This window comes from Streptomyces sp. NPDC058671 (assembly GCF_042716475.1).
Lineage (GTDB): Bacteria > Actinomycetota > Actinomycetes > Streptomycetales > Streptomycetaceae > Streptomyces.
This window is the reverse complement of sequence record NZ_JBHXSA010000014.1, coordinates 146,923-171,278: the sequence shown is the minus strand read 5'-3', so window position 1 is coordinate 171,278 and position 24,356 is coordinate 146,923. Positions and strand designations below refer to the sequence as shown.

Below are 24,356 nucleotides of genomic sequence, written 5' to 3'. Positions count from 1 at the left end.
GTACCGAAGAGTCCGTCTATGCCTAGTTCGACGCTGTTCGGGTAGGCGTCGAACCATGAGGACCAGGCCGCTCTCCGTACTCTCGGCCCTCGCCGGGCTGATACTGCTCATGCTCCTGGCCCTGGCCCCCTCCTCGGGCGCCAGGGCCACGGGGATCGCCGACGCGGCCGCGGCCCTGAAACAGGGCCCGGTGTACGTCGACCCGGGCGCCGCCGACCAGCTGTCGAAGGCCCAGGCGGACGCCCTCGCCCAGAAGATCAAGGACGCGGACAAGCCGCTCTTCGTGGCCGTCCTGCCGGCGAACGCCCAGTTCCCGCCGGAGAACCTCTTCCAGAACCTGCGCACCCGGACCGGTGTCACCGGCCTCTACGCGATCCGGCTCGGCGACGGCTTCAACGCCCAGGCGGACCGCTCCGTGATCTCCCCCGACGCCGTGCGGAACCTCGTCACCTCCGTACGCCAGCCCGGCGTCGACGCGGCCACCGAACTCGACAACTTCGTCGACCAGGCCCTGCCCACCCTGCGCGGCTCCGCCCCCGCCTCCTGGGGTTCCGTCGAGACCGACTCCGGCGTCCCCGTCGGCGGACTCATCACGCTCGGCGCCGTGGCGGCGGCCGGAGGCGCTGGCGCCTTCGCGGTCGTCCGCCGCAAGCGGCTCCGCAAGGAGGCCGAGGAGCGGGCGGCCCTCGACAAGCTGCGGGTCGTCGTCGACGAGGACATCACCGCCTTCGGCGAGGAACTCGAACGCCTCGACTTCCACCCCGCCGAGACCGGCGCCGACGACGCCATGCGCGGCGACTACGAACGCGCCCTCGACTCGTACGACAAGGCGAAGTCCCTCATGGCCTCCGCCGCACACCCCCACGACGTCCGCGCGGTCACCCAGGCACTGGACGACGGCCGCTACTCCCTCGCGGTCCTCGCCGCCCGCCGAGAGTCCCGCCCGCTCCCCGAGCGCCGCGCCCCCTGCTTCTTCGACCCGCGCCACGGCCCCTCCATCGAGGACCGCACCTGGACCCCGGCCGGCGGCGCCGCCCGCCAGGTCCCGGTCTGCGGTGCGGACGCGGCCCGACTCGACGACGGCCTCGACCCGATGACCCGCACGGTCGACGCCGACGGAGTACGCCGCCCCTACTGGGAGGCGGGCCCGGCCTACGGCCCCTGGGCCGGCGGCTACTTCGGCGGCGGCATCCTCCCCGGCCTCCTGATGGGCACGCTCCTCGGCTCGATGCTCGCCACCCCGGCCTACGCCTCCGAGTACGGCGGCGGCGAATTCGAGGGCGGCGACTTCTCGGGCGCCGACTTCAGCTCGGGCGACTTCGGATCCAGTGACTTCGGCGGCGGTGACTCGGGCGGATTCGGCGGCGGGGACTTCGGCGGAGGCGGCGGCTTCGACGGCGGGGGCGGCTTCTGAGCGGCGCCCGGCAGCTCCTCAGACCAGCGGCTTCACCGACATCAGCAGATGACGGTGGGCTTCGCCCGGGCCGTCGGTGAGGAGGGCGCGCTGACCGGGCCCCAGCAGCTGGAAGTGGACGTCCGGGGAGTCCAGCGACGTGAGCGCGTCCAGGAGGTAGCCCGGGTTGAAGGCGACCGTCAGGGTGTCGGTCCCCGTGAGGGTGGACGGAAGGTGCTGGGAGGCGATGTCGTCCTCGTACCCCGCCTGGAGGTGGATCGCGGTGGGCGTGAAGGTCAGCTGCACCGGGCTGTCGCCCTCGGCGACGACCGCGACCCGCTTGACGGCCTCGGTCAGCGGCGTCCGGTCGGTCACCGCAACGGCTGGGTCGCCCAGCGCGAACAGCTTGTCGTGGCGGGGCAGACGCCCGTCGAGCAGACGGGTGGTGGTGCGCAGGCCGGCGCTCTCGAAGCCGACCGAGCCGCCGTCGAGGGCGAGCCGGGCCGGACCCGCGCCCGCCAGGGAGCGGGCGATCTCGGTCAGGCGGCGGGCGGGCACGACGACGTCCGCGTCCGCTCCCGGCGCGTCGGCCTCCGGCTTCCACTCCAGGGTGCGGACGGCGTAGCGATAGCGGTCGGTGGCCGCCAGGGTCATGGCCGTCCCGTCCAGGGCGAGCCGTATCCCGGTGAGGACCGGCAGCGAGTCGTCCCGGCCGGCGGCCACCGCCACCTGGCCGACGGCCGCGGCGAAGGCGTCCCCGTCCACCAGACCGCGGACCTCGGGCAGCGCGGGCGGGGCCGGGTAGTCGTCGAGCGGCAGCAGGGACAGGCCGAAGCGGGCGTCGCCGGAGGTCACCGAGAGCCGGGCGCCCTCGACGGCGAGTTCCGTGCGGCCCCGGGGCAGCACCTTGCAGATGTCGAGCAGCCGTCGGCCCAGGACCAGCGCCCGCCCCTCGACGTCCGTGTCGGCCTCGACCTCGATGCGGGCGGAGGCCTCGTGGTCGAGTCCGGAGACCCGCAGCCGCCCGTCCGAGGCCTCCAGGAGCAGACCGCCGAGGACCGGCATGGGGGAGCGGGCCGGCAGGACGCGCGCGGCCCAGGCCACGGCATCGGTCAACACGCCGCTGTCGATACGGAATTCCATGCCCCCGACGCTAGCGTCCCCCACTGACAACGGCCTTGACCTGCGGTCGCGGTCGAGGCGGCGGCCCGCCGCGCCTGGTAAACCCCGGGTCGACGCCGAGCGCCCGCCTTCCGCTGCTGCGGAGGGCGGGCGCGCTCGCGGGGTGCCGACTCGTGCGTAGCGATTCGGAGGTACCGAAGGGAGGCCGAGGTCAGGCGGGGTTCTTGATCGCGGAGATGTCGAAGGTCAGCTTCACCTTGTCGCTGACCATCACGCCACCGGTCTCCAGGGCGGCGTTCCAGGTCAGACCCCATGCCGAGCGCAGGATCTCGGCGGAGCCCTCGAAGCCGACGCGCTCGTTGCCGTAGACGTCGGTGGCCGCGCCGTTGAACTCCAGGTCGATGGAGAGCGGCTTGGTGACGTCCTTGATGGTGAGGTCGCCGGTGATCCGGTACAGGTCGCCACCCAGCTGCTCGGCCTTCGTGGAGCGGAAGGTCATCAGCGGGAACTGCTCGGCGTCGAAGAAGTCGCCGCTGCGGAGGTGGCCGTCGCGGTCGCCGATGCCGGTGTCGACGGAGGCGATCCGGACGTCGATGGAGGCGGAGGAGGCCGCCGGGTCGGCGCCGTCGAGCCTGAGGATGCCCTCGTGCTCGGCGAAGGTGCCGCGCACGTTGGTGACCATGGCGTGGCGCACGGTGAAGCCGATGCTGCTGTGGGCGGGGTCGATGGTGTAGTCACCGGTCAGGGCGGCCAGGGCCGGGTCGACCGGGAGGGTGGCGACGGCGACTGCGGACTCGTTGCTCTTGCGGTTGAAGATGCCCATGACGTGCTCCTTGTCGGTGAGGGTCGAAGCGTGTTGTTGAAGCTTCAACGAGAACGACTCTAGGCCCATTCCGTTCAATATTCAACATCTCCGGGAGATATTCACCCTCACGGCGTCACCGGACCCCGACGCCCTCTGGCGGACGCGCGTAGAACTGCGGCATCATCCCCGTGCGAGACGAGCACCAGCACCACCTGCACCCCCAGGACCACCCCCGTCACGGTCACCAGCAGGAGGCACCCCCGATGAAGCTCCGCTCCGTCCTCACCGCCCTCGCCCTCGTCCTCGGCGCGCTCTTCGCACCCGGCGTCGGCGTCCTCACCGCCGCCGGCGAGGCCCACGCGGTGACCAAGATCAGCCACGCCACCGCGACCTCGATGTTCCGGAACTCCGGCATCACCTGGTCCTCCTCCGGCGGCTGTTCGGACCGCTCCAACCCGACGTGCACGTCCTTCGAGCAGCTCAACCTGGCCTCCGCCCAGGGCGCCCAGACCCTCAAGAGCGCCAGCGGCTGCGCTCTCAACATCACCGGCGGCACCGAGACCGGCCACGCCGGCGGCACGTACTCGCACTGGAACGGCTACAAGCTCGACTTCAGCAAGTACACCTGCGTCGGCAACTACATCAAGAACACCTTCACCTACATCGGCGTCCGCGGCGACGGCTCCCCGCAGTGGAAGTCCGGCGCCGGCAACCTCTACGCCGACGAGGGCAACCACTGGGACGTGACCTTCTACAACTGCGGCGGCTGCTGACCCCCACCGAGCCCGACGAGCCCCCTTCGACGGTCACTTGGACTAACCGAAGGGGGTTCTTGGACTGGAGGGCCCCGCGCGGCGCGATCTCGTTGACGGTGGTTCCGGACCGGGGCCAACTAGGCGCATGTCCCTCTCCCGTTCGCGAAGAATCCGTGCCGCCTGCGCGCTCGTCGCCGCCTCGTCCGCCGTGTTCGCCCTGGCCGGGCCCGCCCTGGCGGAGGGCGATACGGGTCCCGGGCCGCTCGCCGGGACCGCCGCGGCCGCCACCCCGGTCATCGCCTCCTCGCAGCTCGCCGTCGCCGTCGCCGAGGACTTCCCCCGCGTCCTCTCCTACACCGACCGCGCGAGCGGCGCCCGCCTCCTCGGCAGTACGGCCCCGGTCGCCCGGGTCGTCCTCAACGGCACCGCCCGCGCCGTCCAGGCCAAGGGCGCCCCAGTCCTGACCGCGACCTCCGCCGCGTACACCCTCACCTTCCCCGAACTGCCCGGCGTCGAGATCGACGCGAGCCTGAGCGTCGACGGGCGGACCACCACCTTCCGGGTGACGGCCGTCCGCGACGCCGAGGACTTCCGGGTCGGCACGCTCGACATACCCGGCCACGACCTGGTCTCAGTCGGCTCGGCGGACCCCGGCGCCGCGACCGCGTTCACCCGGCTCGACCCGGACTCCACCCGTACCGCCGACGTCTTCGCGCGGGTCACCGACGCGACCGCCGTCGAGGCCGCCCCGGTCGGCGCGACCTACGCCCTGGTGAACACCGGCCGGCTCGCCGCCGCCGTCGAGTCCAACTCCAGCTACGACAAGCCGTCCGGGGCGTCCGCACGCGACGGCGCCCGCTTCTGGCACCAGGCCCGCAGGAGCGGCACCGAGACCCGCGTCGGCGTCTGGTCCGGCCAGTGGACCTACCGCGGCGAGGGCGCGCCGAAGCCCGCGAGCGGCGAAGGCCTGCCCTGGGCCAAGGTCGTCGTCACCCCCGACGCCAACGCGGACGGCGCCACCGACTGGCAGGACGCCGCCGTCGCCTTCCGGACGATCGGGATCAAGGCCCCCGGCAGCGAGAAGACCCCCGGCCGGGTCGTCGCCCACATCCCGTTCAACTTCGCCTCCCAGGCCACCCACCCCTTCCTGCGCACCCTCGACGACGTCAAGCGGATCTCGCTCTCCACCGACGGACTCGGCCAGTTCGCGCTGCTCAAGGGGTACGGCTCCGAGGGCCACGACTCCGCACACCCCGACTACGGCGGCAACTACAACAAGCGGGCCGGCGGCCTCGCCGACCTCAACGTCCTCCTCGCGGAGGGACGGAAGTGGGGCGCGGACTTCGGCGTCCACGTCAACGCCACCGAGTCCTACCCCGAGGCGAAGAACTTCAGCGAGACCCTCGTCGACAGGACCAGGCCCGGCTGGAACTGGCTCAACCAGAGCTACTACATCGACCAGCGGCGCGACCTCAACAGCGGCGACCTCGCCCGCCGCTTCGAGCAACTCCGCGACGAGACCGACCGGAACCTCTCCACGCTCTACGTCGACGTCTACTACACCCACGGCTGGATCGCCGACGAGACCGTACGGGCCGTCCAGGCGCAGGGCTGGAACGTCGCCACCGAGTGGTCGGACAAGTTCGAGCGGTCCTCCCTCTGGTCCCACTGGGCCAACGACCTCGACTACGGCGGCGCCACCAACAAGGGCCTCAACTCGCAGATCATCCGCTTCATCCGCAACGGCGAGAAGGACGTCTGGAACGACCACCCGGTCCTCGGCCAGACCGCGCTCGTCGACTTCGAGGGCTGGACCGGCGAGACCGACTGGAACGACTTCACCGCCAACATCTGGCAGCGGAACCTGCCCGCGAAGTACCTCCAGCAGCAGCGGATCACCCGCTGGACCGGCGACGACCTCACCTTCACCGGCGGCGTCCGCGGGACCGTCGAGAACGGCCGCCGCACCTTCTACGAGCACGGCCGCAAGGTCCTCGACGGCGAGGACTACCTGCTCCCCTGGGACGGCGGCAGGAAGCTCTACCACTACAACCAGACCGGTGGTACGACCAGTTGGGCCGTCCCGGCCGGTGTCGGCTCGTACTCCGTGTACAGGCTCACCGACAACGGACGCGTGAAGACCGCCACCGTGCGGCCGACCGGCGGGCGGATCACCCTCGACGCCGTCGCCGGGCAGCCGTACGTGCTCCACCCCGACCGCGCCCCCGACCAGCCCGCCCCGCGCTGGGGCCAGGGCACCCCGGTCAAGGACCCCGGCTTCAACGACGCGAGGCTCACCGGCTGGACCAGGGCCGGAACCGTCACCCGTGACACCGACGACCAGGGCCGCAACAGCGCGAAGCTCTCCGGCACCGCCACCGCCTCCGTACGCCAGCAGATCACCGGCCTCGTCCCCGGCGCGCGCTACACCGCCTCGGCCCTGATCGAGGTCCAGGCCGGCGCGACCCGGCCCACCACCCTCTCCGCGGGCGGCCGGTCCGTCACCGTCGAACGGTCCACGCTCCAGGACCGGGTCGCCGCCTCCGACTGGAACGGCACCCGCTTCCAGCGCGCCAAGGTCACCTTCACGGCCCCCGCGGGCGGCGCCACCCCCCTGATGATCCAGACCGTCGGCGGCACCGCCGCCACCGTCCGGATCGACGACGTACGGATCGTCGCCAACGCCCCCGCCACCAAGCCCGGAACCCTGGTGTACGAGGACTTCGAGGCCGTCGACCAGGGCTGGGGCCCCTTCCTCAAGGGCGACTCCGGCGGTACGACCGACCCGCGCACCCACATCGCCCAGCTCCACGCCCCGTACACCCAGGCCGGCTGGAACGGGAAGCTGATCGACGACGTCATCGGCGGCGCCGAGTCCCTCAAGTCCCACGACGAGAACAGCGGACTCGTCTACCGCACCGCGCCCTGGACCGTCCCGATGAAGGACGGCCACAGCTACCGGGTGGAGTACGCCTACCAGTCCAGCCACGCGGGCGCGTACGAGTGGGTCACCGGCTACGACCGTCCGAACGGGACCTCGGTGGAGACCCGCCGCACCCCTCTCGGGCTGCAGAGGACCGACGGCCGCTTCTCCGAGACCGTCACCGCCGGCTGCGGCGACACCTGGACCGGCCTGCGCAAGCGCGGTGACGCGCCCGACGGCGCCGACTTCGTCCTCGACGCCTTCACCGTCACCGACCTGGGCCCGGCCGCCGAGCGCGCCGCCTGCGGCACACTCACCGTCACCGCGCCCGACACCCTGGAGCCCGGCCGCCCGAACCAGGTCACGGCCACCTTCGGCAACGACGAGACCACCGACGTCACCGGCGCACGGGTCGCCCTCGCACTGCCCGAGGGCTGGACCGCACAGCCGTCCGCCCCCGTCTCCCTGGGCACGGTCGCGGCGGGCGGGAAGGCCACCGCCACCTGGCAGGTCACCCCGCCGGTCGACGCGCCCTACCGGCCGTACCCCCTCGGCGCCTCCCTCACCTACGCCCTCGGCGGAGAGGAGCGGAAACTCGCCGCCGCCACCACCGCCCGCACCCTGCCCCCGCCGCCCACCGCCGACAGCTGGGCCAGTGACCTGGACTGGACGTCCGCCGCCAACGGCTGGGGACCCGTCGAGCGGGACCGGTCCAACGGCGAGACCGGCACCGGCGACGGTTCCCCGCTGCGGATCGGGGGAGTGACGTACGCCAAGGGCCTGGGCAGCCACGCCCCCGCCACGGTCCGCTACTACCTGGGCGGCCGCTGCACCTCCCTCACCGCCCAGGTCGGCGTGGACGACGTCCAGACCGCCCGGGGCAGCGTCCGGTTCAGCGTGCTCGCGGACGGCGCCGAGAAGGTGACGTCCCCGGTCCTCGGGGCCACGGACCCGGCCTGGGCGCTCACCGCCGACGTCACCGGCGCCTCCTACGTCGACCTGGTGGTCGGCGACGGCGGCGACGGCAACGGCAACGACCACGCGGACTGGGGCGACGCCCGCTTCCACTGCGGAGGCTGACCGGACGCGCGCGGGCCCGGCGGGAAGCGCCTTCGCCGGGCTTGTGCCGTGCTCATCGATTCGCCCCCGCGAGCGTCCTCGTCCGGCGCCGCCGCTCCGTGCTCGACCTGCTTGGTCTCCGAACCGCCCCGCACCGGGCAGCCGCTCGAACTGGTCCGGCGCGGCCCGGTCCGCCGGATGCTCGCCCACGACCCGTCGGTGGAGGTGCCGGCGACCGGAGCCTCGCTGCGGCTGCGGATCACGCCCGGTACGGCGGGCGCCACCCACCGCTGCGAGGTTCTCCTCCGAGCCGGTGTCGGAGGGCACTGACGAAGGTCTATGTGACAACCCTACAAATACGAGGGGTGTCTGGCTGTTGACTCGGGCTGGACAGGGCCGCGTTCTGTCCAGCCTCGCCAGGATTCGACACGGGAGACTGTACGGAGTGGACGGCGGGGTTTTCTTGTCCGACTTCGTAGGGTCGGTACATGACCGTTGTGGACCAGATCCCGAGCGAGCCCGCTGACGCCCGTGGCCGTGTGGCCGAGCTGCACGTCCTGCGCGAGCAGGCCCTGCGCGGCCCGAGCGACCGCGCGACCGAGGCCCAGCACGCGAAGGGCAAGCTGACCGCGCGCGAGCGCATCGAGCTGCTGCTCGACCCTGGTTCCTTCAGCGAGGTGGAGCAGCTGCGCCGGCACCGCGCCTCGGGCTTCGGCCTGGAGGCGAAGAAGCCGTACACCGACGGTGTGATCACCGGGTGGGGCACGGTGGAGGGCCGGACGGTCTTCGTGTACGCGCACGACTTCCGCATCTTCGGCGGCGCGCTCGGCGAGGCGCACGCCACGAAGATCCACAAGATCATGGACATGGCCATCGCGGCCGGCGCTCCGCTGGTCTCGCTCAACGACGGCGCGGGTGCCCGCATCCAGGAGGGCGTCTCGGCGCTCGCCGGCTACGGCGGCATCTTCCAGCGCAACACGCGCGCCTCGGGTGTCATCCCGCAGATCTCCGTGATGCTCGGCCCCTGCGCGGGCGGCGCGGCCTACAGCCCGGCGCTGACCGACTTCGTGTTCATGGTCCGAGAGACCTCGCAGATGTTCATCACGGGACCGGACGTCGTCAAGGCGGTCACCGGCGAGGAGATCACCCAGAACGGCCTCGGCGGCGCCGACGTCCACGCGGGCGTCTCCGGCGTCTCCCACTTCGCGTACGACGACGAGGAGACCTGCATCGCGGAGGTCCGCTACCTCCTGTCGATGCTCCCGCAGAACAACCGCGAGAACCCGCCGTCCGTCGCCTCCGAGGACCCGGCCGACCGCCGCTCCGAGGTCCTGCTCGACCTCGTGCCTGCCGACGGCAACCGCCCGTACGACATGCACAAGGTCATCGAGGAGCTCGTCGACGACGGCGACTACCTGGAGATCCACGAGCGCTGGGCCCGCAACATCATCTGCGCCCTCGCCCGGCTCGACGGCCAGGTCGTCGGCCTCGTCGCCAACCAGCCCCAGACGCTGGCCGGCGTCCTCGACATCGAGGCCTCCGAGAAGGCCGCGCGCTTCGTGCAGATGTGTGACGCCTTCAACATCCCGATCATCACCCTTCTGGACGTACCCGGCTTCCTGCCGGGCGTCGACCAGGAGCACGGTGGAATCATCAGGCACGGCGCCAAGCTGCTCTACGCGTACTGCAACGCGACCGTGCCCCGGATCAGCCTGATCCTGCGCAAGGCCTACGGCGGCGCATACATCGTCATGGACTCCCAGTCCATCGGCGCCGACCTGACGTACGCCTGGCCCACCAACGAAATCGCGGTCATGGGCGCCGAGGGCGCCGCCAACGTGATCTTCCGCAAGCAGATCGCGGACGCCGAGGACCCCGAGGCCATGCGCAGCCGCATGGTCAAGGAGTACAAGGCCGAGCTGATGCACCCGTACTACGCGGCGGAGCGCGGTCTGGTCGACGACGTCATCGACCCGGCCGACACCCGCCAGGTGCTCATCCGGTCCCTCGCGATGCTCCGCACCAAGCACGCCGACCTGCCGTCCCGCAAGCACGGCAACCCGCCTCAGTAAGAGGAGCCATCCACGTGAGTACCCCTGCCAACCTTCTCCGCGTCGAGAAGGGCCACGCCGACCCCGAGGAGCTCGCCGCCATCACCGCGGTGCTGCTCGCCCGCGCGGCCTCCCAGCCCGAGCCTGCGGGCCACCACGGCCGCACCACGGCCGGCTGGCGCCGCCTGGAGCGCGAGCACGGCTTCCGCGCCCCGCACAGCTGGCGCTGACCGCGCCCGTACCGAAGGCCCCCGCTCCGTCACAGGAGCGGGGGCCTTCGGCGTGCCGCGACCCCCGTCGGGAGCACGGCAGAGGCCCCGCGGCACCGAGGGGGTGCGCGGGGCCTCTCACATCCGTACCGGACGCCTGCCGGGACTTACCGCAGTCGGGCCATGAGGGCGTGCTCCACGAGCGTGATGAGGGCGCTCTTGGCGTCGGCGCGGTGGCGGGCGTCGGTGGTGATGATGGGGGTGTCGGGGCCGATCTGGAGGGCCTCGCGGACTTCTTCGGGCTGGTAGGGCTGGGCTCCGTCGAAGCCGTTGAGGGCGATGACGAAGGGGAGGCCCGAGTTCTCGAAGTAGTCGACCGCGGGGAAGCAGTCGGCCAGGCGGCGGGTGTCGACGAGGACGACGGCGCCGATGGCGCCGCGGACCAGGTCGTCCCACATGAACCAGAACCGGTCCTGCCCGGGGGTGCCGAACAGGTACAGGATCAGGTCCTGGTCCAGGGTGATGCGGCCGAAGTCCATGGCGACGGTCGTCGTCGTCTTGTCGCCGGTGTGCGTGAGGTCGTCGATGCCCGCGGAAGCGGACGTCATGACGGCCTCGGTACGCAGCGGGTTGATCTCCGAGACGGCGCCGACGAACGTGGTCTTGCCCACGCCGAAGCCACCCGCCACCACGATCTTCGCGCTGGTGGTTGAACGGGCCGCGCCGCCGCTAGAGCTTGCGAAGTCCACTGAGCACCCTTTCGAGCAGTGTCACGTCTGGCTGGCCGCCGGCGGCGGCGTCGCCGCCCGGCTGGTGGATGGCGACGAGTCCGGCCTCGGCCAGGTCGGCGACGAGGATTCGGGCGACGCCGAGGGGGATGGAGAGAAGTGCCGAGATCTCCGCGACCGACTTGATCTCGATGCAGAGCCGGCAGATCCGCTGGTGCTCGGGCAACTGCCCCTGCAGCCGGGACGGGTCGGCCGTCGTACTGACCAGTGCCTCGATGGCGAGCTGGTAGCGCGGCCGGGTCCGGCCGCCGGTCATCGCGTACGGACGCACCAGCGGGTTGTGCCCGCCCGAACCGCCCGAACCGCCGCCCGAACCGCCCGCACCGGCGGGGGACGGGGCGCGGTGGGCGCCCGCGGACTGGCCCTGAGGCTGCCGATAGGGCTGCGACGCACCCTGTCTGCTCGGTGTGGAGGGAAAGTTGAACCGGTTCTGCGCGGGGTCGCCGAGCGGCGCCTGGTGCGCGTCATAACCGTTGTAGGGGCTTGCGCCCGGTGGTGTTCCCACGTTCTCCTCCTCGACTGCCTCGCGGTCCATGTCCCGTGGAACCGCGCCACCGCACCCTACGGGTCGGTGGCGCGAAACGCACTGTCTGTCTGTTAGTTGAGAAGACTTCCCTGAAGCTCCGCCCGGAGGTCAGGAGTCAGTACGGTGCCCGCCCGGTCCACGAGGAGGGCCATCTCGTAGCCCACGAGACCGATGTCCGCCTCGGGGTGGGCGAGCGCGGCCAGCGAGGAGCCGTCCGAGATCGACATGAGGAAGAGGAAGCCGCGCTCCATCTCCACCACGGTCTGGTTGACCGCACCGCCCTCGAAGATCCGGGACGCGCCCGCGGTCAGCGAGGTCAGTCCGGAGGCGACGGCCGCCAGCTGGTCGGCGCGGTCCCGGGGGAAACCCTCGGACATCGCCAGCAGGAGTCCGTCGGCGGAGACCACCACCGTGTGCGACACCCCGGGGGTGTTGTCCACGAAGTTGGTGATCAACCAGTTCAGATTCTGCGCCGCCTGGCTCATGCTCACACTAACGCTCCTGGTTGTAGGTACTGCCCGGGCCGAGGCCCGATCCGTTCGTGTCCGTTCCCGCGGTGCGTCCCTGCTGGACGCCCCGGCGCAGGTTGCTCAACCTGCCCCGTACGTCCTCGGGGGCGCGGGAGACCTGGGGGCCGCCCTGCGGGGTCTGCTCAGCCGTGCCCTCGACCAGGTTGGCCTTCGGGACCCGGCGGGGGAGACCGGAGGAGGTGACCCCGCCCGCCTTCGGGTCCTTGAGCTTTCCGGCCCGCTGCCAGCGCTCGTCGTTGGTCGAGCGCCACGTTTCGGGGCCGTCGGCTTCGTTCTGCTGCTGGTCCTGCGCCGGCTGCGCGGGCTCCGCCTGCTGCGGCGCCTGCGGGCTCTGCGGGGCGACGCTGCCGCGGCGCGGCAGACCGGCGTCGGTCAGCGCGTGACCGGCGTCCGGGGCGGCACTCGGGGTCGGACCCGGACGGTCGAAGCCTACGCGCTCGGGGGCCTGTTCGGGAGCGGGCGAAGCAGATTCCGTTTCCGCTCCGTACGGCTGCTGCCAGCCGTTGCCGTAAGCGTTCTGGTCCTGCCACTCGGCCTGCTGGGACTGGGGATCGAACGCATTGCCGTACTGCTGCTGTTCGGCTGCCGGGGTCTCGTACGAGGCTTCCGCATAGCCGGGCTGCTGGTACGTCTCGTACCCCTGCTGCGGGTACGCGTAGCCGTCCTGCTGCGGGTAGCCGGCCGCGTACTCCTGGCCGTAGTCCTGCGCCTGCTGGGGCTGCTGCTGCCCGTACTCCTGCTGCGCCGGTGCGTACTGCTCCTGCGCGTACTCCTGGCCCTGCTGCTGCCCGTACTCCTGGCCCTGACCGTAGTCCTGGTCCTGGTGCCCGTAGGCCTCCGCCTGCTCCGGCTGGTCGGTCTGCTCCACCTCGTCGCGGAAGAGCGGACGGTCACCGCCCTGCGCCTGGGCCTCCAGGGCGGCACGCCGCCCCTCGCGCTTCAGCGAGCGGTCGACCGGGTCGACCGGGCGCTCGTCCTCGGCCGACCGGTCGTAGCGCGAGTCGTCGAAGCCGAGGTCGGCGGCGGTCAGCATCTGCTGCTGCGGCGGCGCGCTCTCGAAAGCGTTCTGCTGCTGCTGCGGAATGATCTGGGAGACGGTGAAGTCGTCCTGGTGCGCCTGCTCGCCACCGCCACCGTGGGTGATCGCGTCCGGCAGCATGACGAGCGAGGTCGTACCGGCCTGCTCGCCCGAGGGGCGGAGCTGGACCCGGATGCCGTGGCGGTCGGCGAGGCGGCCGACCACGAACAGGCCCATGCGCTGCGAGACGGCCACGTCGACCGTCGGCGGGTTGGCCAGCTTGTGGTTGATGTCCGCGAAGTCCTCGGCGGTGAGGCCGATGCCCTTGTCGTGGATCTCGACCATCACGCGGCCGTCGGGGAGACGGGTCGCGGTGACGCGGACCTTGGTCTGCGGGGAGGAGAACGTGGTGGCGTTCTCCAGGAGCTCGGCGAGCAGGTGGACGAGGTCGGTCACGGCCTGGCCGTGGATCTCGGCCTCCGGGACGCCCGCGAGCTCGATGCGCTCGTACTGCTCCACCTCGGAGGAGGCGGCGCGCATGACGTCGACCAGCGGGACCGGCTGGTCCCAGCGGCGGCCGGGCTCCTCGCCGGCGAGGACGAGGAGGTTCTCGCCGTTGCGGCGCATACGGGTGGCCAGGTGGTCCAGCTTGAAGAGGTTCTCCAGCTGGTCCGGGTCGGCCTCGTTGTTCTCCAGGTCGGTGATGAGGGTCAGCTGGCCCTCGATCAGCGACTGGTTGCGGCGCGAGAGGTTGGTGAAGATCGCGTTGACGTTGCCCCGGAGCATGGCCTGCTCGGCGGCGAGCCGGACGGCCTCGCGGTGCACCTGGTCGAAGGCGCGGGCGACCTCGCCGATCTCGTCCTGCGAGTCGATCGGGATGGGCTGGACGCGGGTGTCGACACGGCCTGGCTCGGTACGGGACAGCTGGTCGACCAGCATCGGCAGACGCTGCTCGGCGATGCCGAAGGCGGCGGTGCGCAGCTGCTGCATGGCGCGGCTCATCTGGCGGGCCATCATCCCGGCCAGGATGAAGGCGGTGAGCAGGGCGACGACGACGATGCCGCCGATGACCCAGGCGTCCGTCTTGGCCTCGTCGGAGATCCGCACGGCCTCGTTCACGGCCTTGTCGACGAGGATCTTCTCGACCTCGGAGTAGCCCTCGAACTTGGCGGTGGCGACGGCCATCCAGGTCTCGGCCGTGATGCCCTTGGACGAGAGGGCCGCGAGAGCGTCGGGGTTCTTGGCGGTGCCGATCGCGGAGGCCGCGCCGGAGTAGACGGAGCCGTCCTTGCCCTTGGGCAGTTCGACGCCCGCGGCCCGCATCTGCTTGGCGCCCTCCGTGGCCTTGCCGGCCATGACCTTCTTGAGCAGCTCGACGTCCTCGGGCATACCGCCGGAGGCGAACTCGCCGAGGGCGATCTGCTCCAGGTAGTTGTACGAGTTGAACGCCACGGACTGCTGGGCGAAGACGGCTTCCTGGCGGCTGGGCCGGACCAGGAGCTGGGTGCCGATCGAGCGCTGGAGGGACTCGGCGCCCTTGGCCAGCTGGATGGCGTAGACGCTGCGGCCGTAGGCGGTGACGTTGCCGGTGCCGAGACCGAGCTCGTTGGAGAACTCGGTGAGGTAGTGCTGGACGCCGGTGTACCCGAGCTGGGTGTTCACCGGGTCGAGGGCACGGGTGTACGCCGCCTTGCGCAGCGCGTCGAGCTTCGGCTCCTCGTCCTTGAAGAGGCGCAGCCGGCGCTCCAGGCCCTGGCCCGACGGGAGGTTCTTGGCGGCCTCGTCGAACGTCACGCGGGCGGCGTCGGTCGCGGCGTACGCGCGCGTGACCTCGTCGCTCTTGCGGTCCTCGGCGCTCTTGGCGGCGAGCAGCGGTCCAGCTGTGAGGTCCCGCTCGTTCAGCAGGGCGGTGCTGTACTCCGAGGCGGCGCGCACGATGAGCGCCGTCTTCTCGGCGTCCTGCGCCTCCTGCCAGGTGTCGATCGCGCCCTTGACCTGGAAGCCGCCCATGACGAGGCCGACGAGCACGGGTATGAGGAGGATCGCGTTCAGCCGGGTGGGCACCCGCCAGTTGCGGGGCGACAGCTTGCTGGAGCTGCCCTTGCCCGCGGCCGCGGTCGGCGGCGGTGTCACGGGCATGTCCGCGGGGAACATGGCAGTACGCGACGGCGGCGTGAAGTTGCCCCGCGTCTCCTGCTCCGCGGAGCTTTCCTTGCTTCGCCTCACTCGACCAACAACCTCTCGGCGTCGGCACCTACGTTGTGCCGGTGTTTCGTTCAGGGCCTACTCGGGAGTTCATGAATTGCAGCACGTGAAGGGGGTCCGTTCCAAACAGTGGGATACGGCCCCTTTCAGTGGTCCAGGCCTCGTATAAAACGGGCATAAAGAGCGAGCCCCGCCAAAAGGCGGGGCTCATGTGAGCGCAGTGACACCGATCGGATGCGTCGTGTGTCCGGGACGCTCCAATTCTCTGTCGAAACGTTATGAACGCAGGAGCGGCCGTGTCGAAGGACACAGACCGCCCCTGGCAGCGGCATATGACAACCGCCCTGACCGCTCCGCTACTTGAGCCTGGCCATGAGGGCGTGCTCCACGAGCGTGATGAGGGCGCTCTTGGCGTCGGCGCGGTGGCGGGCGTCGGTGGTGATGATGGGGGTGTCGGGGCCGATCTGGAGGGCCTCGCGGACTTCTTCGGGCTGGTAGGGCTGGGCTCCGTCGAAGCCGTTGAGGGCGATGACGAAGGGGAGGCCCGAGTTCTCGAAGTAGTCGACCGCCGGGAAGCAGTCGGCCAGACGGCGGGTGTCCACCAGGACCACCGCGCCGATGGCGCCGCGGACCAGGTCGTCCCACATGAACCAGAACCGGTCCTGCCCGGGCGTGCCGAACAGGTACAGGATCAGGTCCTGGTCCAGGGTGATGCGGCCGAAGTCCATGGCGACGGTCGTCGTCGTCTTGCCACCGGTGTGCGTGAGGTCGTCGATGCCCGCCGAGGCGGACGTCATGACGGCCTCGGTACGCAGCGGGTCGATCTCCGAGACGGCGCCGACGAACGTGGTCTTGCCCACGCCGAAGCCACCCGCCACCACGATCTTCGCGCTGGTGGTTGAACGGGCCGCGCCGCCGCTAGAGCTTGCGAAGTCCACTGAGCACCCTTTCGAGCAGAGTCACGTCCGGCGTGCCGCCGGTCTCTCCGTTGCCCGGCTGGTGGATCGCCACCATGCCGGCCTCCGCCAGGTCGGCGACGAGGATGCGGGCGACGCCGAGCGGCATCGAGAGCAGCGCCGACACCTCGGCCACCGACTTCACCTCACGGCACAGGTGGCAGATCCGCTGGTGCTCGGGCAGGAGCGTGGCGAGGTGTGCCGGGTCGGCCGTGGTGCTGACCAGCGCCTCGATGGCGAGCTGGTAGCGCGGCCGGGTCCGGCCGCCGGTCATCGCGTACGGACGCACCAGCGGCTGGTCGCCCTCGTATCCGTACTCGTCGACTGAGGCGCCGTACGGATCGTGAGAGGCGGGGGGCGGGGTCATGAATCCTCCGGGCGTGACAGCAAAGCATCTGCCGTCTGATGGGGCCGGTGGGGGGCCGGGTGGGGCGGCCGGACGGTGAACGGTGCCCAGGGCGGTACGGAGGGGCGTACCGCCCTGTCGGTCGGTCGTGCGGTGGGTTGTCCGGGGTGGGTGACCGGCTAGTGGAGCAGGCTGCCCTGGAGCTCCGCGCGGAGGTCCGGGGTGAGGACGCTGCCGGCCCGGTCGACAAGCAGCGCCATCTCGTAGCCCACGAGGCCGATGTCGCACTCGGGGTGGGCGAGCACGGCCAGCGAGGAGCCGTCGGAGACGGACATGAGGAAGAGGAAGCCGCGCTCCATCTCCACGACCGTCTGGGCGACGGGGCCCCCCTCGAAGATCCGGGACGCGCCCGCGGTCAGCGAGGTCAGCCCGGACGCGACCGCCGCCAGCTGGTCGGCGCGGTCACGGGGGAATCCTTCGGACATGGCGAGCAGGAGTCCGTCGGCGGAGACCACCACCGTGTGCGACACCCCGGGGGTGTTGTCCACGAAGTTGGTGATCAACCAGTTCAGGTTCTGCGCCGCCTGGCTCATCGCGTTCAACTAGCGCTCCTGCTGATGGTTCGGACCGAGGTGGATGCTACCCGTGGTCGAGTTGCCCGCTTGTCGGCCCTGCTGAATGCCGCGGCGCAGATTGGTCAGCCGGCCGCGGACGTCGTCGGGTGCGCGCGAGACCTGGGGGCCGGCCGTGTGGGCCTGCTCCTGCGCGGTCCCGGGCACGAGGTTGGCCTTCGGCACGCGCCGCGGAAGACCCGAGGTGGTGACCCCGCCGGCCGCGGGCTTGCGCACCCGCTCGGCCTGGCGCACCAGCTCGTCGTTGGGCGAGGTCCGCCAGGCGGCCCCGCCGTTCTGCCGGTTGGCGTCGGCGGCCGGGTCCCCGGTCTGCCGGGGCGCCGGAGCGGACGACTGCGGCCCGGCCGGGGTCTGCGCCGGCTGCGCCGAAGCCTGCCCCTGCTGGTGCCAGTTGTTCTCCAGCGTGTCGTACAGCGGCGTCCTGCCGTCGCCCGCACCGCTCGCCGGCGGCAGGGCCTCCGGACGGCGCGGCTGCTGGAGCTGCGGCTGGCGCGGCTGCGGCTGCCGGCCCGGCTCGGCACCGTGGCGCGGAGCGCCGAAGTCACCGCCGTCGCGCTGACGCGGGGCGGGAGCCTGCGGGGCCTGGCCCTGCTGCTGCGCCTGCGGTACGAAGGGCTGCCGGCCGAACTGCTGCTGCTGGCCGCCCTGGTACTGCTGCTGGGGGGCCTGGCCCTGCGGGGCCTGGTGGGGCGGCCGCCCCTGCGGCTGCTGACCGCCGAAGTCGGGCCGCGGGAACTGGCCGGTGGAGCCGGGGCCCTGAGCCGGTCCCTGCGGGGCGCCGAAGTCGGGACGGGGGAACTGGCCGGTGGAGCCGGGGCCCTGCGGTGCGTCGAAGTCCGGGCGCGGGAACTGCGCCGTCGACGCGGGGTCCTGGACACCGCCCTGGTACGCCTGCGGGGCCTGCTGCGGGTGCCCGCCCTGCGGCTGCTGCGCGCCGAAGTCGGGGCGGGGGAACTGGCCCGTGGAACCGGGACCCTGAGGAGCCGCCGGAGCCCCGAACAGGCCCGTCGTCTCCGACTCCTCGTGACCGCGCGGGGCGTCCAGCGGGGACATCTCCTGGCGCGGGCGCCGCACCGGCTGCTGCGCCGGGTCGTTGCCCCAGCTCGCGGACTGCGGGCGCTGCTGCTGGGGGTTGCCGCCCGGCAGCTCGGCGCGCGGGGCCTCGTACCCGCCGGGCCGGGGGGCCTGCGGGGCGTGCTGCGGGGCGCCGGGCCCGGCCTGCGGGCCGCTGTTGTTGCCCCACACGTCGGTACGGGAGGGGATGGCGCTCGCGGCGCCGCCGATGAGCCCGCCGCCGGGGCGCAGCGGATCCTGGCTCTGCGGGGCCTGGGGCGCCTGCGGGGCCGGGGGGACCTGCGGCAGCGAGGCGGTCTGGTCCAGCTGCGCGTTCTGCGGCTGCGGGGTGCGGGTCTGCGGGCCACCCGCGAGCGGGGCGCCGTCACGGGCGGGCAGGGCGGCCCTGGGACCGCCGGAACCGACCTGACCGCGCGGGGCTCCGCCACCGAGGAGGCCGCCCGTCGCGGACGGGCCACCGCCCTGGCCCGGACGTCCACCGCCGGGGCCGCCGGCCGCGCCGGGGCCGCCGGGAAGCCGGCCGCCCGGAGCGGAGGCGCCCTGCGGCATCGCGCCCTGGCCACCGGAACCCGGCTTCGGCATGGGCTTCTTGCCGCCCTGGGCGACGTCGACCGGGAGCATGACGAGGGCGGTGGTGCCGCCCGAGTCGGAGGGACGCAGCTGGATGCGGATGCCGTGTCGCAGGGACAGGCGGCCGACCACGAAGAGGCCCATGCGGCGGGAGACCGAGACGTCCACGGTGGGCGGCGAGGCGAGCCGCTCGTTGATCGCGGCCAGGTCCTCGGGCGAGAGGCCGATGCCGGTGTCGTGGATCTCGACGAGCACCCGGCCGTCGGGAAGCGCGTGGCCGGTGACCCGGACCTTGGTCTGGGGCGAGGAGAACGAGGTGGCGTTCTCGAGCAGCTCGGCGAGGAGGTGCACGAGGTCGTTGACGACCCGGCCGGCGACCTCGGTCGCCGGGACCGCGGCCAGTTCGACGCGCTCGTACTGCTCCACCTCGGAGGCGGCGGCACGCAGGACGTCGACCAGCGGGACCGGACGGGTCCAGCGGCGGCCCGGCTCCTCACCGGCGAGGACGAGGAGGTTCTCACCGTTACGGCGCATGCGCGTCGCGAGGTGGTCGAGCTTGAACAGCGAGGACAGCTGGTCCGGGTCGGCCTCGCGGGACTCCAGCTCGGAGATGAGCGAGAGCTGACGCTGGATGAGGCCTTGGGAGCGGCGCGACAGGTTGGTGAACATCGCGTTGACGTTGCCCCGGAGGAGGGCCTGCTCGGCGGCGAGGCGGACGGCCTCGCGGTGCACGTCGTCGAAGGCCGCGGCCACCTGGCCGATCTCGTCGCGGGAGTGCACACCGACGGACTCGACGGAGGTGTCGACGTCCTGCGGGTCGGACTCGGAGAGCTGCTTGACGAGCTCGGGCAGTCGGTCCTGGGCGACCTTGGTCGCGGTGTCCTGGAGCCGGCGCAGCGAGCGGATCATGGACCGGGCCACGACGAAGGCGCCGATGAGCGAGACGCCGAGGACGAGGAGGATCAGCGCACCGTTGATGATGGCCTCGCGCTGCGACTCCTGCCGCAGCTCACGGGCCATGGTCTCCATGTCGCCGAGCAGACCGCGCTCGATGCGGTTCATGGCGGCGATCTTGGTGCCGTACTCGTCGGTGAAGTTCAGGTGACCGCGCTTGGTGCCGCTCTGCATGGCGTCGTCCATGTTGAGGACGCGCTCGGCGTACTTCTCGGCCGCGGTGATCGACGGGTTGCCCTGGTTCAGGGACGCCGTCCGCTCGGTGGCGTCACCACCGGTCGACTCGTAGATCGCCTGGAACGACTTGAGTTCGTCGGCCTCGGAGTTGAGCGCGGCCTCGCCGTAGAGGCGGTCACCCTGCTGGATCCTGCCGGACGTCCGGTCGCTCGCGGGCAGTGCCGCCGCGATGATCGCCTGCTGGATGGAGGCGTACTCCTTGGCGGACGAGAACGCGGCGAGCGCACGGGTCCGCTTGATCATCTCGGGGTTGCTGGTCGCCTGCGCCATGTCCTGGGACAGGCTGAGCAGCGCGCGGATGAGACGGCTGTACGCCTCGACCGTCACCGAGTGGGAGACGCCCTTCTCGTAGGCGTTGCCCCGGATGGTGTTGAGCTGGATGACCTGCGAGGCGATCCCGTTGACGTTCTGGCGGATGCTGCGCAGCGCCTCGTCGCCCTCGGTGGCCGGGATCTCCTCGGTCGCCTCGAGGAAGGCCTTGTACTCGAGGTCGGTCTTCCGGCGCGGGTTGGCGACCTGGTAGTCGCTGACCGGGCGGCCGTTGACCAGGGGGCCCGCGGACAGGTCGCGCTCGGCCTGGAGGGCCTGCGCGAGGTCGGTCGCCTCTCGGGTCAGCTTGGTGAGCAGCTGCATGTGGTCGAGCTGCTCCATGTCCTGGAGCGACTCGCTGATGCGGATGCCGCCCAGGGTGGTCGCCGCGACCACGGGGAGGGTGAGGAGCGCGACCAGGCGCGTGGAGATGCGCCAGTTGCGCAGGGCTATTCGGGAGCCGACCTCGTTCTCGGCCCGGGGCTTGACGGGTGCGTCGGACGGCTCGCCGGAGGCGGCCGCGGCGCTCGTGCGCCTGCCGCCGTCACCGCCGTCGCCGGACGGTCCCTGACCCTGGTTCGGGGTGTGCGGGGCCGAGGGACCGCGGTCGGTCCCGGCACGCGGTTCCTGCTCCGCCGGAGTGTCCGCTCGGCCCTTGCGGGCCTGGGGAGACCCCGAGCCATCCCTCTTGAAACGTCCCTGCACTAGCGTCGCAACCTCTGGACCAGGCGTCCTTCCGGGTGAACGGAGAGGACGGTGTCGGCGTCGTTCGGGGTGTGGTGCACCCCAGGTGGTCGTCGGTGACCGGCGCAGTTCCCCCTTTCCCGTCGCACGGCCGGCGCTGCGTTGCGCCCCTGCGCGCCGGCTTGAAACCCGCGACGGTGCGTGGAATTCCAGCACAGTGCCGGATCTCCAACAAGGGCCGCGTGTCGCGCCGCGAAGGTCATGACAACGCGTGCGCACAGTGTCACCGCACGTAGAAGATGATCGCGGAGGATACGGACTTTTCCTCCCCAATGACTGCGCGTGCCCGTGTGTCCCAGTCGACATGATCAGGAGCGGAATAGAGGGTTCAGTGGCGGAATGTCCCTTTCCGTGGCGACAGGAGACGGTCCGTAATGCCCGGAATGTAGGGGTGATGGTGAGCAAACTCACACGAGAATCGATGTCTTAGCCATGCATTCGAAGGGAATCGCATGTTTAGCCTGACGCTTTACACCCCCACGCGCCCGCATGCGGCGCCCGTTCCGGAACAAGGTCAGATCACCGCGATGAAGACGACGACACCCGGCACCACGGCCAACCCCCGCCGTTCCACCCTCGTCCACCTCACGGACGCCGCAGAGCTCGACCGGGGCGCCCGGCCGGAGTACGCGGCCGAACTGCCCACCCGGACGGCCAACCCGCGCCGCACCATCCTCATGCAGCCCCCGGCCCCGTACCAGCCCGAGCCGTACGCCGCCGCGTCCCGCTGATCTCGCAGGTCGGCCGCCCCGCGCCGCGTTAGCCTGGAGCGTCAGACTCCAGCCAGTACAAGTGAGGGGCGACAGCACTCGTGCGCATCGCCAGATTCTCCATCGACGGCAATGTGGCCTTCGGCGCCGTCGAGGGCGAGGGAACCGTCGAGTCCGGCGGCCTCGTCCTCGACATCATCAAGGGCATTCCGTACACCGACTTCGAGCTCAGCGGCACCAAGGTCCCGCTGAGCAAGGTACGGCTCCTGCCGCCCGTGCTCCCCAACAAGGTCGTGGCCATCGGCCGCAACTACGCGGAGCACGCCGCCGAACTCGGCAACGAGGTCCCCGACGTCCCCGTCGCCTTCTTCAAGCCCACCACCTCGGTGATCGGCCCCGGCGACGCGATCGAGTACCCCTCCTTCTCCCAGGAGCTGCACCACGAGGCCGAACTGGCCGTGGTCATCGGCCGCATGTGCCGCGAGGTGCCCCGCGAGCGCGTGAAGGACGTCGTCTTCGGCTACACCTGCGCCAACGACGTCACCGCCCGCGACGCGCAGCAGCGCGAGAAGCAGTGGGCCCGCGCCAAGGGCTTCGACACCTCCTGCCCGCTGGGCCCCTGGGTGGAGACGGAGATGAGCCTCGCCGCCGCGGGCGACCTCACCATCCAGGCGACGGTCAACGGCGAACAGCGCCAGCTGGGCCGGACCAGCGACATGATCCGCTCCATCGAGGACCTGGTCGTCCACATCACCGAGGCCATGACGCTGCTCCCCGGCGACGTCATCCTCACCGGCACCCCCGCCGGGGTCGGCCCCCTCAACGTCGGCGACGAGGTCGCCGTCACCATCGAAGGCATCGGCACTCTCACCAATAAGGTGATCAAGCGTGGCTAACGCGATCCGCGTCCGTTTCTGTCCCTCGCCGACCGGCAACCCCCACGTGGGCCTGGTCCGCACCGCCCTCTTCAACTGGGCCTTCGCCCGGCACAACCAGGGCACCATGGTCTTCCGCATCGAGGACACCGACGCAGCGCGCGACTCCGAGGAGTCGTACGAGCAGCTGCTCGCCTCGCTGCGCTGGCTGGGTCTCGACTGGGACGAGGGCCCGGAGGTCGGCGGCCCCCACGCGCCGTACCGCCAGTCGCAGCGGATGGACATCTACAAGGACGTCGCCGACAAGCTGCTCGCCGGCGGGTACGCGTACCCCTGCTACTGCACCACCGAGGAGCTCGACGAGCGCCGCGAGGCCGCCCGCGCCGCCGGCCGCCCCTCCGGCTACGACGGCCACTGCCGGAACCTCACCCCGGAGCAGAAGTCCGCGTACGAGGCCGAGGGCCGCGCGTCCATCGTCCGCTTCCGGATGCCCGACGAGCCGATCACCTTCACCGACCTGGTCCGCGGCGAGCTCACCTTCACCTCGGAGAACGTGCCGGACTACGGCATCCTCCGGGCCAACGGCGCCCCGCTGTACACCCTGGTCAACCCGGTCGACGACGCCCTGATGGAGATCACCCACGTCCTGCGCGGCGAGGACCTGCTCTCCTCCACCCCGCGCCAGATCGCGCTCTACAAGGCGCTGATCGAGCTGGGCGTCGCGAAGTCGATCCCCGCCTTCGGCCACCTGCCGTACGTCATGGGCGAGGGCAACAAGAAGCTCTCCAAGCGCGACCCGCAGGCCTCCCTCAACCTCTACCGGGAGCGCGGCTTCCTCCCCGAGGGCCTGCTGAACTACCTCTCGCTCCTCGGCTGGTCCTTCTCGGCCGACCAGGACATCTTCACCATCCCCGAGATGGTGGCGGCGTTCGACATCGCCGACGTCAACGCCAACCCGGCGCGTTTCGACCTCAAGAAGGCCGAGTCGATCAACGCCGACCACATCCGGATGCTGGACGTGAAGGCCTTCACCACGGCCTGCGAGCCCTGGCTCCAGGCCCCGCACGCCAACTGGGCGCCCGAGGACTTCGACCGGGCCGCCTGGGAGGCCATCGCGCCGCACGCCCAGACTCGCGTGACCGTCCTCTCGGACATCACGGCCAACGTCGACTTCCTCTTCCTTCCCGAGCCGGTCTTCGACCAGCCCTCGTGGGACAAGGCCATGAAGGGCGAGCCTGCGGCCCTCCTCACCACGGCCCGCGAGAAGCTCGTCGACGCCGACTGGAGCGACCCGGAGTCCCTCAAGAACGCGGTCCTGACCGCCGGCGAGGCCCACGGCCTCAAGCTCGGCAAGGCCCAGGCCCCGGTCCGCGTCGCGGTCACCGGCCGCACCGTCGGCCTCCCCCTCTTCGAGTCCCTGGAGATCCTGGGCAAGGAGAAGACCCTGACCCGCATCGACGCGGCCCTGGCGAGGCTCGCCGCGTAACCGCACCCGTACGGGAGGGGCGGGGGGCCGGGGGGCCCGCCCCCCCCCCCCCCCCCGCAAACCCCCCCAAAACACACAG

Annotated in this window: 19 protein-coding genes; 9 read left to right on the top strand and 10 right to left on the bottom strand. The window is 71.5% G+C overall.

The annotated features are described in order from the left end of the window. Positions 1-55: 55 nt before the first annotated feature. On the top strand, positions 56-1,414 hold the full coding sequence (locus ACFWV2_RS19430; RefSeq protein WP_384406221.1) for a hypothetical protein: 1,359 nt from the start codon (positions 56-58) through the stop codon (positions 1,412-1,414). An 18-nt stretch (positions 1,415-1,432) separates the two neighbouring features. On the opposite strand, the gene dnaN is transcribed toward ACFWV2_RS19430, so the two are convergent. Together dnaN and ACFWV2_RS19420 are read right to left on the bottom strand one after the other, a co-directional pair. Then, the gene (dnaN, locus tag ACFWV2_RS19425; protein ID WP_384406220.1) at positions 1,433-2,536 is read right to left on the bottom strand and encodes a DNA polymerase III subunit beta; all 1,104 of its coding nucleotides are present in this window, start codon (positions 2,534-2,536) and stop codon (positions 1,433-1,435) included. A gap of 190 nt (positions 2,537-2,726) precedes the next feature. Beyond that, a complete protein-coding gene (locus ACFWV2_RS19420; protein ID WP_384406219.1) occupies positions 2,727-3,338 on the bottom strand; it encodes a YceI family protein in 612 nt (203 codons plus the stop codon). A gap of 245 nt (positions 3,339-3,583) precedes the next feature. Here ACFWV2_RS19420 and ACFWV2_RS19415 point away from each other — a divergent pair, with 245 nt between their 5' ends. The 5 genes from ACFWV2_RS19415 to ACFWV2_RS19395 all read left to right on the top strand — a co-directional run bounded on the left by ACFWV2_RS19415 (position 3,584) and on the right by ACFWV2_RS19395 (position 10,338). After that, positions 3,584-4,093, top strand: coding sequence for a hypothetical protein (locus tag ACFWV2_RS19415; RefSeq protein ID WP_384406254.1), 510 nt, complete (start codon positions 3,584-3,586; stop codon positions 4,091-4,093). Positions 4,094-4,220: 127 nt separating this feature from the next. Further along, complete coding sequence (locus ACFWV2_RS19410) at positions 4,221-8,078, top strand: endo-alpha-N-acetylgalactosaminidase family protein (protein WP_384406218.1); 3,858 nt, start codon at positions 4,221-4,223, stop codon at positions 8,076-8,078. Between the two features lie 111 nt (positions 8,079-8,189). Continuing rightward, entirely contained in the window at positions 8,190-8,387 is a 198-nt protein-coding gene (locus ACFWV2_RS19405; protein WP_384406217.1) for a hypothetical protein, read from the top strand. Between the two features lie 158 nt (positions 8,388-8,545). Further along, complete coding sequence (locus ACFWV2_RS19400) at positions 8,546-10,129, top strand: acyl-CoA carboxylase subunit beta (protein ID WP_360786468.1); 1,584 nt, start codon at positions 8,546-8,548, stop codon at positions 10,127-10,129. Between the two features lie 14 nt (positions 10,130-10,143). Continuing rightward, a complete protein-coding gene (locus ACFWV2_RS19395; RefSeq protein WP_384406216.1) occupies positions 10,144-10,338 on the top strand; it encodes an acyl-CoA carboxylase subunit epsilon in 195 nt (64 codons plus the stop codon). 146 nt (positions 10,339-10,484) lie between these two features. Here the strand turns inward: ACFWV2_RS19395 and ACFWV2_RS19390 are convergent, their stop codons facing one another. The 8 genes from ACFWV2_RS19390 to ACFWV2_RS19355 form a co-directional block, all read right to left on the bottom strand. Continuing rightward, complete coding sequence (locus ACFWV2_RS19390) at positions 10,485-11,066, bottom strand: ATP/GTP-binding protein (RefSeq protein ID WP_266897066.1); 582 nt, start codon at positions 11,064-11,066, stop codon at positions 10,485-10,487. Then, positions 11,047-11,610 carry a DUF742 domain-containing protein gene (locus tag ACFWV2_RS19385; protein WP_384406253.1) on the bottom strand — a complete coding sequence of 188 codons (564 nt, stop codon included), beginning with the start codon at positions 11,608-11,610 and terminating at the stop codon, positions 11,047-11,049. The genes ACFWV2_RS19390 and ACFWV2_RS19385 overlap by 20 nt, the downstream gene beginning before the upstream one ends. A gap of 92 nt (positions 11,611-11,702) precedes the next feature. Next, on the bottom strand, positions 11,703-12,116 hold the full coding sequence (locus ACFWV2_RS19380; protein WP_317877038.1) for a roadblock/LC7 domain-containing protein: 414 nt from the start codon (positions 12,114-12,116) through the stop codon (positions 11,703-11,705). Between the two features lie 7 nt (positions 12,117-12,123). Next, a complete protein-coding gene (locus tag ACFWV2_RS19375; RefSeq protein WP_384406215.1) occupies positions 12,124-15,405 on the bottom strand; it encodes a nitrate- and nitrite sensing domain-containing protein in 3,282 nt (1,093 codons plus the stop codon). 335 nt (positions 15,406-15,740) lie between these two features. Further along, on the bottom strand, positions 15,741-16,322 hold the full coding sequence (locus ACFWV2_RS19370) for an ATP/GTP-binding protein (protein ID WP_384406214.1): 582 nt from the start codon (positions 16,320-16,322) through the stop codon (positions 15,741-15,743). After that, positions 16,303-16,707, bottom strand: a complete 405-nt coding sequence (locus ACFWV2_RS19365; protein WP_024756254.1) for a DUF742 domain-containing protein — start codon at positions 16,705-16,707, stop codon at positions 16,303-16,305. Before ACFWV2_RS19365 ends, ACFWV2_RS19370 begins: the two co-directional genes overlap by 20 nt. 158 nt (positions 16,708-16,865) lie before the next feature. Then, positions 16,866-17,279: a roadblock/LC7 domain-containing protein gene (locus tag ACFWV2_RS19360; RefSeq protein WP_030496942.1), complete on the bottom strand. Its 414-nt coding sequence runs from the start codon at positions 17,277-17,279 to the stop codon at positions 16,866-16,868. 9 nt (positions 17,280-17,288) lie between these two features. Next, positions 17,289-21,167, bottom strand: a complete 3,879-nt coding sequence (locus ACFWV2_RS19355) for a nitrate- and nitrite sensing domain-containing protein (protein WP_384406213.1) — start codon at positions 21,165-21,167, stop codon at positions 17,289-17,291. A gap of 566 nt (positions 21,168-21,733) precedes the next feature. Here ACFWV2_RS19355 and ACFWV2_RS19350 point away from each other — a divergent pair. The 3 genes from ACFWV2_RS19350 (at position 21,734) to gltX (ending at position 24,277) form a co-directional block, all read left to right on the top strand. After that, positions 21,734-21,937, top strand: coding sequence for a hypothetical protein (locus ACFWV2_RS19350; protein WP_073819096.1), 204 nt, complete (start codon positions 21,734-21,736; stop codon positions 21,935-21,937). A gap of 80 nt (positions 21,938-22,017) precedes the next feature. Further along, on the top strand, positions 22,018-22,812 hold the full coding sequence (locus ACFWV2_RS19345) for a fumarylacetoacetate hydrolase family protein (RefSeq protein ID WP_384406212.1): 795 nt from the start codon (positions 22,018-22,020) through the stop codon (positions 22,810-22,812). Beyond that, positions 22,805-24,277 carry a glutamate--tRNA ligase gene (gltX, locus tag ACFWV2_RS19340; RefSeq protein WP_384406211.1) on the top strand — a complete coding sequence of 491 codons (1,473 nt, stop codon included), beginning with the start codon at positions 22,805-22,807 and terminating at the stop codon, positions 24,275-24,277. The genes ACFWV2_RS19345 and gltX overlap by 8 nt, the downstream gene beginning before the upstream one ends. The last annotated feature ends 79 nt before the right edge of the window (positions 24,278-24,356 follow it).

What these genes read in the sequence shown, in the direction of transcription:
- ACFWV2_RS19420 (WP_384406219.1), bottom strand. Translation starts at nt 3,338, where the DNA reads ATGGGCATCTTCAACCGCAAGAGCAACGAGTCCGCAGTCGCCGTCGCC.
- ACFWV2_RS19400 (WP_360786468.1), top strand. Translation starts at nt 8,546, where the DNA reads ATGACCGTTGTGGACCAGATCCCGAGCGAGCCCGCTGACGCCCGTGGC.
- dnaN (WP_384406220.1), bottom strand. Translation starts at nt 2,536, where the DNA reads ATGGAATTCCGTATCGACAGCGGCGTGTTGACCGATGCCGTGGCCTGG.
- ACFWV2_RS19350 (WP_073819096.1), top strand. Translation starts at nt 21,734, where the DNA reads ATGAAGACGACGACACCCGGCACCACGGCCAACCCCCGCCGTTCCACC.
- ACFWV2_RS19365 (WP_024756254.1), bottom strand. Translation starts at nt 16,707, where the DNA reads ATGACCCCGCCCCCCGCCTCTCACGATCCGTACGGCGCCTCAGTCGAC.
- ACFWV2_RS19410 (WP_384406218.1), top strand. Translation starts at nt 4,221, where the DNA reads ATGTCCCTCTCCCGTTCGCGAAGAATCCGTGCCGCCTGCGCGCTCGTC.
- ACFWV2_RS19430 (WP_384406221.1), top strand. Translation starts at nt 56, where the DNA reads ATGAGGACCAGGCCGCTCTCCGTACTCTCGGCCCTCGCCGGGCTGATA.
- ACFWV2_RS19415 (WP_384406254.1), top strand. Translation starts at nt 3,584, where the DNA reads ATGAAGCTCCGCTCCGTCCTCACCGCCCTCGCCCTCGTCCTCGGCGCG.
- ACFWV2_RS19380 (WP_317877038.1), bottom strand. Translation starts at nt 12,116, where the DNA reads ATGAGCCAGGCGGCGCAGAATCTGAACTGGTTGATCACCAACTTCGTG.
- ACFWV2_RS19360 (WP_030496942.1), bottom strand. Translation starts at nt 17,279, where the DNA reads ATGAGCCAGGCGGCGCAGAACCTGAACTGGTTGATCACCAACTTCGTG.